Genomic DNA, 13,637 nt, shown 5'->3' on the forward strand with positions numbered 1-13,637 from the left:
TCAAAAATAGTTACTTTTCTGATTTGTTGAACTTATTTTAATACTTTGTTTTTTCTTTGTCAAGACTTTTTTACGATTTTTTTGAAAGATGTGTGATTCGAATGTGATAATGTCTTTAGTAAATCGAACGTGAAAATGTCCCACTTGTTAGAAATTGGATCCAACTCAATAGAAACTGAATAGATGCTAAACAGAACTTACTTTAGAACACTCCATCTTTTCCATTAGGATTTTCAAGAATTAAACAATACTAGAAACTCTGTCTCCTAACAAGTTTAGTAGAAACTTCAACAGATGTGACACTTTCCCCCTTTATAATTGCTAATACCCCTTCAATCATTTCTTGAGCTAATTTAACATAATTAGGAGAAATTGTAGATAAAGCTGGAGTATAATATTGAGAAATTGGAATATTGTCAAATCCGATTATTGAAATATCATCAGGAATGGTAATTTCCTTCTCATAGCAAGAACGAATCAATCCCTGTACTTTTTCATCACCGGATACAAAAATCAAATCAGGATAATTTTGATTAGATAGATGTCTTGTAGCATATGAATAAACCGAATCTATTGTAGTTAGACCATATACTACTTTCAAATCCATTTCATAGTTATTATCATTTAAAAAAGCACGAACCCCTCTCTCTCGATCAATATTAACAAGGGATTCTCCTCCCATAAGTAACCACATACTATTAATGTTTTCTTTTGATACTAATTTCATCATGTCATAAGTGGCCTGAAAATTGTTGTTAGAAACATACACAACATTAGGTGTTCTAGATTCTCCAAAAACTATGAATGGAATTTTATTCTTTTGTAAGTAATTAATCCGAATATCTTCTTTACTTTCATAAAATACTATTACACCATCTATCAAACTTCCTGTACTCGAGATTATTGAATTACTAATTGTATCCTCTTCACTAAAATATTCAACAATAGCGTTAACACCATACTCTTTACAAGTTTGTAAAACTTTATCTAATAAAGTTTGGAACCAAATTAAAGGAAAAGAGTCGATTTTTTTTACAGAAATCAATATATTTATAGCTTCTTTTTTAGTTAAATTTCTTGCATACGCATTTGGAATATACGACAATTCTTCTATAACTTTTTGAATCGCTTGATAAGTTTCTTCTTTAACATTTACTCCACCATTAATAACTCGTGAAACTGTTTTTGGAGAAAAACCTGATAAACGTGCAATATCATAAATAGTTACCTTTTTCCCATTTATATTTTTCATTTCAGTCCTCCATTACGAACATTCTAATATTACTATACAATATTTAATTTTTTTTAACAAGAGAATTTAGTAAATTATTTAAGATCAACAAATCCACAAAATTAATTTTACAAATATTCTTCCCCTTCAAAAAAGTTTAAATTGCATTTCACACCTTTATTTTTAAGAATGTTTCCAACTTCACGACAAATAAATTCATATGAGAAAAAACTACCATAAAATTCTAGATTAACTTTTTCAGTAAAATTTGTAGGATTTATAAAAACATATAATAGCCTGTCAATGTAACATTCTAACATAGAGTTAATTTTTTCTTTAAAAATAACATTTGTTATCAACTCATCAGGAGGTAAATGAAAGGCAAACACCATTTCACAAATATCATAAAAAGAAATAAATTTGTATACTTGTATCAAACAATTATTATCAAAATATTCTATTTTACCTAAATCAAAATAAAATTTATAATCTTTCATAAAAACCTCTGAGCAAAAATCTACTCAAAAATTAGATGATTAAAACATCTAAAAAACAAAAGGACAAAAACATCTGTCCCTTTGTTTACTAAATTTCAGCTAATTTCTTCGACATAAATAACACCTACAATATTAGCAATTTCTTCCATCAAACGAAGATGTTCAAATCTTCCTGATAGTTCTAGAGTAATAAATGATGCTATTTTTTTTTCTGGAACATCAAAATATTCAATTCTTTCTGAATTAACATCTCCAAATGCAGTTCTAGAATCAGTCATTCTAATGCCATTCTCAGCACAGTATACTAGTACTCGATTATATGCCTCTGTAGATCTAACAACGATATACAATTCGATTATCTTTGAACGACTTTGAAGATATTTTTTTAAAGGTTGGAACATAGTTATAACACTCCAAACAGAAACTGCTCCTAGTACGGCTCCTTCATAAAAACCAACACCTATAGCTAGACCGATTCCAGCTGAAGCCCATATTCCGGCTGCAGTTGTTAAACCAGTTATTTTCTTTTTATCTGTAATAAGTATTGTTCCAGCCCCAAGAAAACCAACACCTGATATAACTTGCGCACCTAAGCGTGTAGGATCTCCTGTACCAAATTTATAAGATACATACTCATTAGTCATCATAATTAAACATGCAGCCAGACAAACAATACTATGTGTACGAATACCTGCTGGTTGAGATTTACTTCCTCTCTCTAAACCAATTACACCACCAATAACTAATGAAAGTACAATTCTTAATACAATTTCGATATATGATAGTCCTAAGCTTGTTGCCTGCATTATTATTTCCTTTTTCTACTAGCTGGTCTCTGAGTAAAGTATAATACAGAACCAGAAATTATCATTAATACAATAGTATAAACGAACACAAGTGCTTGAGCATTTGAAGTTGCTGTTTCATCACCTGCTGAACGAATAGTTATACCCAGCGGTTGAGCTAATGGATGGTAAAGAAATACAGATAAGTCGAAGTCAGTTAATAAAGAGTTAAAGTTTAAAGCAATAACAGAGAGAACAACCGGTAAAATAAATGGAATGATAACCTTCATCATAGTATAAAAAGGTGAAGCACCCATACTTCTTGCTGCATCTTCCATCTCATCATCAACACTAAATAAAATAGCACGTACCATTCTATAAGAAAATGGGATTTTTACAACTATATATGCAATAAGTAGAATTACCAAACTACCTACCAAAATCTGATTCAAGACAAGAAATTGTGGCTGATTAAAAGTAAATAATAAACTTACTGCTAAAAGTGTACTTGGTAGTAACCAAGGAAGTAGAGCACCATATTCAAATAAGAAATCAAAGCGAGCTTTATGTTTTCTGACAACACGAGCAAATACAACTGCTAGAATTGTTGCTGTTGTCGCAGCGATAATAGAATAAATAAAGCTGACCAAGAATGGAGAGAATGCCGCACTATTACTAAAGAATAAGCGATAATTTTCTAAAGTAAAGTTTGATAATGTTAAGTTACCTGTTTGAATTGCAACTGGATCTGTAAATGAGTATAATACTATAAAAATTAGTGGAAGCATGAAAACTGTGAACAATCCATATGCTACAATGTGAGCAATGATATTCCAAGGCTTAGACGCAATTTTTTGTTTTTTAAGAGGCGCTTTAGTCTTAGAGATAGAAATATAATTTCCACCTTTTTCTATCTTATTCATGATAGTAAGCAAAATTGTAGTTGCAATACCTAAAATAATTGCAAGTAGGGCAGCTAAATCACGAGAATTCCCCATCCCTGCAAATGTAATAATCATTGGATTTATAGTTTGAAATTCTTTACCACCAACAATCATGGGTGCTGCTACTGCAGATAAACCACTAAGAAAAACCATGATAGTAAGTGCAAATAGAGTTGGAATTAAGGTTGGTAACACTACTTTTCGGAAAACAGTAAATGGTTTTGCTCCCATATTTCGAGCAGCCTCAATAGTGTGATAGTCAACGCTTCGAATTGTATTTGTTAAAAACAATGTATGATTAGCAGTTCCTGAAAATGTCATAATGAATAAGACTGCACCATACCCAATAAACCAGTTAGGGTCTAAAGAAGGTATAATATTTTGTAAAAATTTTGTAATCAATCCATAAGGACCATAGACAAATTTATATCCAGTCGCTAAAACCACTCCTCCATAAATTAAAGAGGTCATATAACCTAATTTTAAAATTTTAGCACCTTTAATATCAAAGTATTCTGTAAATAGAACACAAAGAATACCTACGATATTAACTGTAATAATGAGTGAAAATGCCAACTTAAAACTGTTCATAATACTCTGAAGTGCCCTTTGAGATTTTAGAACACGATGTACAGCATCAAGGGAAAATTCTCCTCCTTTTACAAATACATTCACTACTAGATCAAAGTTTGGATAAATAATAAATGTTACTAAGAACCAGATTAACCCTAAACGAATAAGCCAATCTTTTAAATTTAATTTATGACGCATACTGCACCTCCTTAAAATTGCAGAACGTCTGATGGTGTGATAAATAATTCCACACTTTCTCCGACAGATCTAATAGCAGCCTGACTATCAATACTTGTTACATTAAGAATCTGACTTTCAGAAACTTTTATTGTATAGTGAATTGTAACTCCAGAAAACTCAACATCAATAATTGTCCCTTTTAGAATGAAATCTTGTTCAGTTTCACGATTGAATCGAACTTTCTCTAATCGAATGTATCCTTTTTTATCTTCTAAGAAAACGCTTGCATTTTTCAGTAATACTTCGTGGACTGTTTCATCGGTCAAAACATTAATATCTCCAATAAAATCACATACAAATTCAGTTTGAGAATTATGATAAATTTCTACTGGTGTACCAACCTGTTCGATGAATCCATTGTTAAAGACTGCAATTCTATCAGATAAAGTCAAGGCTTCCTCTTGATCATGAGTAACATATAAAGTAGTAATACCTAACTCTTTTTGAAGTCTTTTCAACTCTTTTCTCAAATCTACACGTAATTTTGCGTCAAGGTTTGACAATGGTTCATCTAGACAAAGAATTTTAGGTTCAAGAACCAGAGCACGAGCCAATGCTACCCTTTGTTGTTGACCCCCAGATAATTCTGATACATTACGCTGTAACTGTTGATCAGAGATCTTAATTTTTGCTGCTACTGCTGATACTTTTGCTTTAATAACATCTGGAGCTACCTTCTTAACTTTTAAACCAAATGCAATATTATCAAAAACAGTCATAGTTGGAAATAGCGCATAAGATTGAAATACAATACCAATTCCACGCTTTTCAGGTTCCAAATGAGTGACATCTGTTCCATTAACTTCAATACTTCCTGATGATGGATCTAGAAAACCTACCAATGCTCTCAAAGTAGTTGATTTACCACATCCTGAAGGCCCAAGAAATGTAAAAAATTCCCCTTCATGTATATCTAAATTCAGATTATCAATTGCAACAAAATCACCATATTTAATTTGAATATTATCAAATTTAATCATCTCACTAACTCCCTCTATTACTAAACCAAAAGCCTCTCTTTATTTCTTCCATAAATTTAGAAATAATAGAGAGACTTGGACATAAAAATTAACTCTTATTTCTTATTGTACGTATTCTAATTCAGCTTTTTCTACCCATTCATCCAAATGCTTTCCAACAGCTTCCCAGTCAATATTTTGTGGTTTCACTTGATCAACAAATTTCTTTGTATCTTCTGGTAGATCTTTGAGGGCATCTTTATTTGCAGGAATAGATCCAAAGTTCTTACTATATTCTACTTGAATTTCTGATTGACCAAACCAATCAATAAATTCTTTAGCTAACGCTTGTTTTTTACTAGTGCTTAAAACCATAGTTTGTTCAGTTACAAATGGTACACCGATCTCAGGAGTCATAACTTTGAAAACAACATTTTGTTCTTTTTGTCCAACTAATGCACCAGAACCCCACATCATTCCATATTGTATTGGATCTTCTTTGTCTAACATCTTAACAATTGAACTTTCTCCCTTTTGAAGAGTGTATGCATTTTTCAAATATTCTTTTGCTGCTTCCCAACCTTTTTCAGAAACACCTAATTCACCTTTATCATCAAGGTATCGAACTAAGATACTTGCTAGAATTGCCCGTCCTGTTCCACCTGAGAGCCCAGAAATTGAATATTTACCTTTATATTTACTACCTAATTCAGTCCAATCTTTAGGCATTTCTTTTACATCAGGCGCTCCAATTAAAACTAATGGTTGAACAATCACAGGATTATAATAATTATCTTTATCTGATAAAGATTGATCAATTTTATCTAACCATTTAGGCTTGTACTGTACTAGTAATTTTTGATCTCTAATTTTATTTGAATCAACAGCACCAATTCCAAATACCATATCTGCAACTGCATTATTCTTCTCGGCAATAACACGGTCTGCTAATTGAGCGCCAGGGATATCAACCATTTTTATATTAAAACCAGCTTCTTTTGCTTTAGCAGTTAACCAATCACCACGACCATTTGAGACTGAGTTCGAATAGATTACTAATTCTTGACTTTTATCAGCTTTTTCTTCAGATGAAGAAGCAGTCGTAGAATTTGAACCGCCAGAGCAAGCAGCAAGTGTAGTAAGAGCAACTCCCGTTGCAAGTACAGTAGACCAAACTTTCATTTTTTTCATGATAAGTTCTCCTTTTTTATTATTTTATTTAAATTTTTCGTAATATGGAACAAATTGTCTCATATCTTCAAATACAGTATAGTCAATTCGGTTTACAGTAATAGTTGGAATCTTCTCTAATAAGATTTCAGTTAATTCTGCTCTGACTTTAGTAAACTCTTCTTCCTCCTCTTCGGTTAGAGGAATCCGAAGATACCCAATTGAAATATGGAATTGATATCTATCATGATTAGGGAAACGAACACCTGCTTTTTCTGAGACATAAGTACGAATTTCTTCTAATCTCTTTGCAGAAGCTTCATCTGCAGGTTCAACTAGTATGTTTTGTTTCCCCATTTCAGTTACACGCATATGAATTTCTTCGTCCAACAATGGAAATATGTCAAGTTGTTTAGCAAAGTAATCATGTATTTCCTGTAAAGGTGTATCTAGAGGAAGATTACTGCTCCAAAACTCCGTTTCACGATTTTCATGGCACAACAATTCAATTACAGTCATGTGAATAGAATTCCTTGGAGTTAAAGTAAACTTATCGATAAATGGTAATTCTCTATAACGTGATTGAATAATATCAACAACTTCCATCAAATCTTGTTTAGTATAAAGATTTGCTACAACAGTATTTCCTGGAAAATGATTAAATTCTCCATTTTCTTTGAACTTAATTTTTGTTAGGTTTTTCATATAAAGACCCTCTTTTTTATATTTGACACCGGTGTCACCCATGCTTATATTATATAACGAAACCGTTTACTTTGTCAAGCGCTTTCAAAAATTTTTTAAAAAAATTTATCTTTCATTAAATATGCATTTCATTAAAAGGTTAAGTAATTTTTCCAAAATACAGCACTCATATAGACAGTATCATCAATTATAGCCATTGGGATTTTTTGATTGCCAATTCCATGTATCTCTACACATGTCTTCAATCGATTTTGTTGTCCTCCAATTTAATTCCTTATATGCTTTGTCTGCATTTGCATAACAAGTTGCAACGTCTCCTGAACGTCTTGGAACTATTTTATAAGGAATAGGGATCTTATTAACACTTTCAAATGTATTTACTAGTTGTAATACACTAGTTCCTTCTCCCGAGCCTAGGTTATAGATATAAACATCTGTTTTTTCAGATACTTTTTCTAAAGCTTTTATATGTCCTATTGCTAAATCTACTACATGGATATAATCGCGCACACCAGTACCGTCAAGCGTATCATAATCATTTCCGAACACACTTAGTTCTGACAGCTTACCTACCGCTACTTGTGCAATATAGGGCATCAAGTTGTTAGGAATTCCTGAGGGATCTTCCCCAATCAAACCAGACTCATGAGCACCAATTGGATTGAAATAACGAAGCAACGCAATACTCCATTCTGAATCTGCCACATGAACATCTTTTAAAATTTGCTCAAGCATCACTTTCGTATACCCATAAGGATTTGTCGCACTTGTTTGCATAGTCTCAATTAGAGGTGACTGATTGTTAATTCCATATACAGTCGCACTTGAAGAAAAGACAATCTTTTTAACATTAAATTCTGACATCACTTCAACAAGTGCCAATGTACTCATAATATTATTTTTGTAGTACATCACAGGCTTTTGCACGGATTCTCCGACAGCTTTATAACCTGCAAAATGAATTGCAGCATCAATCGATTCTTGTTCAAATACCTTTCTCAATGCTTGTTTATCACAAACATCTAATTCGTAAAACACGGGACGTATTCCTGTAATTGCTTCAATACGGTCTAGCACCAAGATGCTAGAGTTCGAAAGGTTGTCGACAATGATGACTTCCTTTCCTAAATTTAGTAATTCTACTACGGTATGGCTACCAATATAACCAGCTCCGCCTGTTACCAATATTGCCATTTGGGTTTCCTCCTAATTAATTCCAACCGACTTAACAAATCTCATAAACGCTTCATGCCCAGACGGTGTATTCTTATAAACTCCTGCATCTTCCAGAACTCTCGCAAACACTTGTCCTGCTTCGTGTTGAACTACGCTATTAACCTCTTCTTTATTAATGCGAGGATATTTTTCTTTCAATTGGTCAGCCCATTCTAAATGATAATCCGCAATTGCGTTTTCCTCTCCTAAAAGATATTTTCCAACTTCTTCTAACTCTGGTTTCAAACGAGGTGGTAATATCGCAAGTCCCATCACTTCGATTAATCCGATATTTTCCTTTTTAATATGTTGTACATCTTGATGAGGATGGAAAACACCATCTGGGTATTGTTCAGTAGTATGATTATCTCTTAGAACAATATCTAATTCATATCTCCCGTCCACTTTACGAGCAATAGGAGTCACCGTATGGTGTGGGACATCTTCAGTCATAGCAATGATGTCTACTTCTAAATCTGAGTATTCTCTCCACTTATTTAGAATTTTAGTAGCTAAATCTAACAAGCGATTTTTATTTTCACTTTGTAACCTAATTACTGACATTGGCCATTTTACAATACCAGCATTAACATCCTCAAAGTCTTTAAAACGAAATTCACTCTCAAATTTTGCTTTTTCCATTGGGAAAATATGTTTCCCTCCCTGGTAGTGGTTATGACTAAGAATGGAGCCTCCTGAGATAGGAAGATCAGAATTTGAACCAGCAAAATATCCTGGCAAAATATCAACAATCTCCAATAATTGTTCAAATGTTTTAGAGGTAATAGCCATTGGTACATGTTGACTATTCAAAAATATCGCATGCTCATTAAAGTATGAGTAAGGAGAATACTGGAATCCCCATACTTCGTCACCAAGTTTCATCCGAATAATTCTATGATTCGAACGTGCTGGATAATTTATTCGCCCCTGATATCCTTCATTTTCCATACATAGTAAACATTTGGGATAATTAGTGGCTTTTACTAATTTTTCAGCAGCAATTGTTTTTGGATCTTTTTCGGGTTTTGACAAATTTATCGTAATCTCTAGCTCTCCGTATTTAGTTGATGCTCGAAACTCAATATTCTTAGCAATAGCAGAAGTTTTAATATAATCACTATCTTTACTTAACTTATAAAACTCTTCAACTGCTTCTTGAGGTGATATATCATATGAACTCCAAAAAATATCATTTAATCGACTAGGTAAAGGAACTATGAAATTCATTAACTCTGCTCCTAAACATTCCTTTTCCTCAATTAAATCTTTAATTTTACCGTTTTTTAAGGCGATTTCCACTAAGTAATCTTTTATTTGTTTCAGGTCATTTTCATCGGAAATGCGATCAGTTCCCTCCTCACCTATTAACGCTAGTACCCTATTTTTCACATATATTTTGTCAATTTCATTATACATTCCGTATTCAATTACTCTATCAACAAAATTATCAATAATTGTTTTCATATATTTTTCTTTCTAATTTATGTTCCCATATTTTCTATACATTATCCATTTATAAATTGATTGCGTAGTATGAGCAATTTTATCAAGGTGATGAATAATATCTAAAGCACCAATTACTTCAGAAACATTCCCATCATCTTCAAATATGTAATTCATTATTTTCTTTTCAATATTTATACTAAGCTCTTCTATCTCATTCTGTTTTTGTATAACAACCATATCTAAACATCCAAATTGTTCCTCTCTATAACAAGATATAGCCCTATTCATATGCAGTCCGATAACTTCATGAAGTATTTTTATTTCTGAAATAATTTTCTTCAAAATTTCATTATTTTGAATAATCTGTAGATTTTTTAAAATTTCAACAATTCTATCCCCAATACGTTCAATGTCAGTTGATATTTTTATTACACTAATAATTCTTCTTAAGTCATATGAAACGGGATGTTGTAAACAAATTAACTCATATCCTTTTTTATCAACATTTAGAACTGACTCATTTATGATTAAATCTTCTTTAATCAATTCTATTCGTTCTTCATTTGATAAATATTCAAATAACTTCTCGTATTTATCAAGCACAGATACCCAAATGGTCTCTAAATTATTTGATAATTCTATAATTTCATTTTCTAAATATAACCTTAACATTTAGGTACCTCTTCTTAACAAAGTTCAATAGTAACAATTAATATTTTAAACAATATATCAAACATCAATAACTAGAATACTTGCATCATCCTTCTTTCCATAGATTGGATCAATAGCAGAAGAATTAAATCTCATCTTAATTAACTCTTCAAAAGTCTTATTTTGATTATTTTGATAGAATTCATAAAAGCCATCGCTCATTAAAACAATTTGTTCACTAGTAACATCTATTTGATTAATAATAGCATGGTCTAAAAATCTCTCATCCAACGAACCTATCCAGTACCCACTCGGTTGATTAGATAATTTTCTGATTTTTTGTAAAATAATTTTTTTATTTAAAGCACTATTTGTACCAATTGAATCTTTTATCTCATTTTTTCCTTTTTCAAATAAGTTATCTACTCTATGATCAGTTATTTCCATTTCGTTTACTAGCATGACGCAGTCACCTAGCATCATATACTCCAACTTTTTTTCTGAAAGTTTAGCAAATATAAAAGCAAATGTTGGTAAGCGATAATACTCTGTTAATTCATATGAGTTTAAACCGATTTCATCTTTAACCTCGAGTAAAGCAGTTTCAAATATTTGTTTAAGAGTTTTTGATTCTTTACAATTAACCGACAAACTTTCTGATAAAATATGTACAACTTCTGAGACTGAATAACCCATCTCCTCTTTAGAATTATATAAATCTGTAGCTCCATCGATAATCCAAAAATACTGATTTTGTGAACCTACAGTATCCTCATTTTCTACGGAACTTCCTTGTATTGAACAAATTTTATTTATCTTTACCATAATACTTCAACCCTTTTAGTGTCAAAAGTAAACTAATTCCTGTCACTGTTAAGAATAGTTCCATAATCTTGTTCGAACCAGTCTTTGGTAATTTTTGTTTTACATCTACTATTTCTTTAGATTTATTAATATGATTTTCAGTTTCTCTTCCATCTCCAACTATTTTATGGTTCACTTCTTCTGTCTTATTATCTTGTTTATTGTCGATCTTGTCATTCATTTGTCTATTATCTTTACTTGAGTTAAACTCTCCGTTCTTCTGGTTACTATCAATTACATTATTTGAATTAGATTGTTTTTCATGCACATATGAACTTGTTTTAAATTTTTCCTCTTTGTTTTTTTCTTTTTCGTTTTTATCACTTAAATTATTTGTTACAATTTTGTAAAGCCCATTCTCCGTTACAATATTGAAATTACCATCGCTATCACGTATAACAGGTTCTTTCCCATTTGCATTAGATTTGATGAATGATATATACTTACCGGATAAATTATAAAATTGGTTATTTAAAACGGTTATTTTACCCTTTGAATCCTCAATAACAATTCCTTCTTTACCACCGAATATACTATTCTCTGACACTACTAAATTATCACTAACTCGTAATAATTCAATATTTGGTTGTTCTGTTTCCTTAGAATTATTATTAATTACATTTTTTGTTACAGTAATATCTGATACTTTTCCTAAATATTCTGCACTATCTTTTGCTACTCTAATAGCCTTTGTTTTAGGATCAGAAATATAAAATGTATTTTCAGTAATAACGACTTTCTTATTTAAATCAAGTTCATCTTTTACATTTTTATAACTAAAAGCATTTATTAAGGCTGCACCATTTTCTCTATAATGTACACTTTCTCCTTTTACTTTCTTATCAAATCTATTTCCTTTAATTAAAATATCAGTAAATCCTGTAAAACGTACACCAGAATACATCATGTTATCAAAATGATTATTTAAAATTTTAATATTAGAGGGGTTCTGTGTCGACAATGTTTGATAGTGTGTACCAATTGCTGTTACTAATTCTCCAGATTTATCACTTTTACCAAAATAGGAATTTTGAATAGTCACATTTTCAGATTTTTTCCCATCATCATTCAAGGCATAAGGAAAACCTTTTCTAGTTAATGGTTCAATCTGAATGCTCTCCTTACTTATGATTTGCCCATCCTTCATCGTTTTGGGTAAGGCTTGCCCAAGAAAACGAGAATTATCAACTAATACATTTTTCGAACCTGCAATTTGAATAGCATGCCCTTGATAACTATCCTTGAATGTTACATTTTTTATAGTTACGTTATTTGAATTCCCAATAGCAAATGCACCTGAAGAATTTATAAGTGGTAGATTTTTTGCTTTAGTTCCTTCTTCATTCAAAGCACCGTTCATATCAATAGTACCACCAGAATAACTAATATCTTCTGTTGGGCCCCATTCTACTTGCGCACCATCATCCGTAAATAAACCTGTCATAAAAACAATAGAAGGGTGATTCTTAATATTTATACCATTTAGAATGGTAGCTTTCTCATTCAATTCTAAGTGTGTATGACTTTTTAAAAAAACAATTTCTTTTACTAAATAAGTTCCTTCCGGAAAATATACATTTCCTCCACCTAGCCCTTGAGCTGCAGCATCTATTGCATCTTGAATTGCTTGTCGATCATCATTAACCCCGTCACCTATTGCTCCATAATCTTTAACATTCAAAGCTACGTGTTCGTTCAGATTAGTACTTAAAATAGTATTCACTTCCATCCCAGAGATGTTACCCATCATAGTATCATTTGTTATATCAGGTTTATTTTGATTAATACTCACTCCTCCATTATTATCAGTACTTAAACTTGAATTGTTATCAAGACTGAGAGTATCAGAATGGGGTTGCGCAGATAATGATGTAGATGTGCTACTCAACAAAGAGTTCATTTGCATATTATCTTTAGACGAAGAAGTTTCACCAACTACTTCATTAGCTAAAACACTTTGTGTTCCAATAAATAAAACCGCTAAGAGAACTGAGCAAACTCCCACCTTAGACTTACGAATAGAGAAAACCTCATTTTCTTGAAAAGATTTCATATTAGCCTCCAATTAAAAATATTATGTCCTAATTTAATATTCATATAAATTCCATACCAGAAAATGACACCGCTGTCATTTTCTTTATAATATATTTTTAAATCAAAATTGTCAAGGAATAACACAATAAAATATCAAAATTGTGAAAGCGTGACCATTTATATATCTAACCATACTTCTAATAATTCTTTAACCTTCCATTCAAAAGTGATTACTATCTTTCTTAGCTTGAACATAAAAATATCCTATTCACTGTATTTAAAGCATGTTGACATCTTGTAAAATACTAATTTATAAATAC

The 13,637-nt window shown here is 31.4% G+C and carries 12 protein-coding genes and 1 other annotated feature (1 of these 13 cut by a window edge); all 12 genes read right to left on the minus strand.

From position 1 onward, the window contains the following. Positions 1 to 30 (minus strand) — a binding site (T-box leader) (it extends 195 nt beyond the left edge of the window). Positions 31 to 250: 220 nt separating this feature from the next. Beyond that, complete coding sequence (locus SMSK597_RS10395; protein WP_000789952.1) at positions 251 to 1,252, minus strand: LacI family DNA-binding transcriptional regulator; 1,002 nt, start codon at positions 1,250 to 1,252, stop codon at positions 251 to 253. Positions 1,253 to 1,359: 107 nt separating this feature from the next. Beyond that, positions 1,360 to 1,728, minus strand: coding sequence for a hypothetical protein (locus SMSK597_RS10400; RefSeq protein WP_000656281.1), 369 nt, complete (start codon positions 1,726 to 1,728; stop codon positions 1,360 to 1,362). Between the two features lie 95 nt (positions 1,729 to 1,823). Beyond that, the gene (locus SMSK597_RS10405; RefSeq protein ID WP_001149046.1) at positions 1,824 to 2,534 is read right to left on the minus strand and encodes an MgtC/SapB family protein; all 711 of its coding nucleotides are present in this window, start codon (positions 2,532 to 2,534) and stop codon (positions 1,824 to 1,826) included. Between the two features lie 2 nt (positions 2,535 to 2,536). Next, positions 2,537 to 4,228, minus strand: coding sequence for an ABC transporter permease (locus tag SMSK597_RS10410; protein ID WP_001216168.1), 1,692 nt, complete (start codon positions 4,226 to 4,228; stop codon positions 2,537 to 2,539). 11 nt (positions 4,229 to 4,239) lie between these two features. Beyond that, positions 4,240 to 5,250 (minus strand): ABC transporter ATP-binding protein, encoded by a 1,011-nt coding sequence (locus SMSK597_RS10415; RefSeq protein ID WP_000589134.1) that lies wholly within the window; start codon positions 5,248 to 5,250, stop codon positions 4,240 to 4,242. Between the two features lie 102 nt (positions 5,251 to 5,352). After that, positions 5,353 to 6,420 carry an extracellular solute-binding protein gene (locus SMSK597_RS10420; RefSeq protein WP_000738379.1) on the minus strand — a complete coding sequence of 356 codons (1,068 nt, stop codon included), beginning with the start codon at positions 6,418 to 6,420 and terminating at the stop codon, positions 5,353 to 5,355. Between the two features lie 24 nt (positions 6,421 to 6,444). After that, the gene (locus SMSK597_RS10425; RefSeq protein WP_000793804.1) at positions 6,445 to 7,104 is read right to left on the minus strand and encodes a DUF1868 domain-containing protein; all 660 of its coding nucleotides are present in this window, start codon (positions 7,102 to 7,104) and stop codon (positions 6,445 to 6,447) included. Positions 7,105 to 7,287: 183 nt separating this feature from the next. Then, a complete protein-coding gene (gene galE, locus SMSK597_RS10430; protein WP_000996560.1) occupies positions 7,288 to 8,298 on the minus strand; it encodes a UDP-glucose 4-epimerase GalE in 1,011 nt (336 codons plus the stop codon). Positions 8,299 to 8,310: 12 nt separating this feature from the next. Then, on the minus strand, positions 8,311 to 9,786 hold the full coding sequence (gene galT, locus SMSK597_RS10435) for a UDP-glucose--hexose-1-phosphate uridylyltransferase (RefSeq protein ID WP_000848807.1): 1,476 nt from the start codon (positions 9,784 to 9,786) through the stop codon (positions 8,311 to 8,313). A 12-nt stretch (positions 9,787 to 9,798) separates the two neighbouring features. Further along, on the minus strand, positions 9,799 to 10,440 hold the full coding sequence (locus SMSK597_RS10440) for a phosphate signaling complex PhoU family protein (protein WP_000945323.1): 642 nt from the start codon (positions 10,438 to 10,440) through the stop codon (positions 9,799 to 9,801). Between the two features lie 57 nt (positions 10,441 to 10,497). After that, on the minus strand, positions 10,498 to 11,244 hold the full coding sequence (locus SMSK597_RS13030) for a protein phosphatase 2C domain-containing protein (RefSeq protein WP_000239035.1): 747 nt from the start codon (positions 11,242 to 11,244) through the stop codon (positions 10,498 to 10,500). Next, positions 11,228 to 13,336, minus strand: coding sequence for a glycosyl hydrolase family 28-related protein (locus SMSK597_RS10445; protein ID WP_000834723.1), 2,109 nt, complete (start codon positions 13,334 to 13,336; stop codon positions 11,228 to 11,230). The genes SMSK597_RS13030 and SMSK597_RS10445 overlap by 17 nt, the downstream gene beginning before the upstream one ends. Positions 13,337 to 13,637: the final 301 nt, after the last annotated feature.

This window comes from Streptococcus mitis SK597, from assembly GCF_000148545.1.
GTDB classification, from domain to species: domain Bacteria; phylum Bacillota; class Bacilli; order Lactobacillales; family Streptococcaceae; genus Streptococcus; species Streptococcus mitis_C.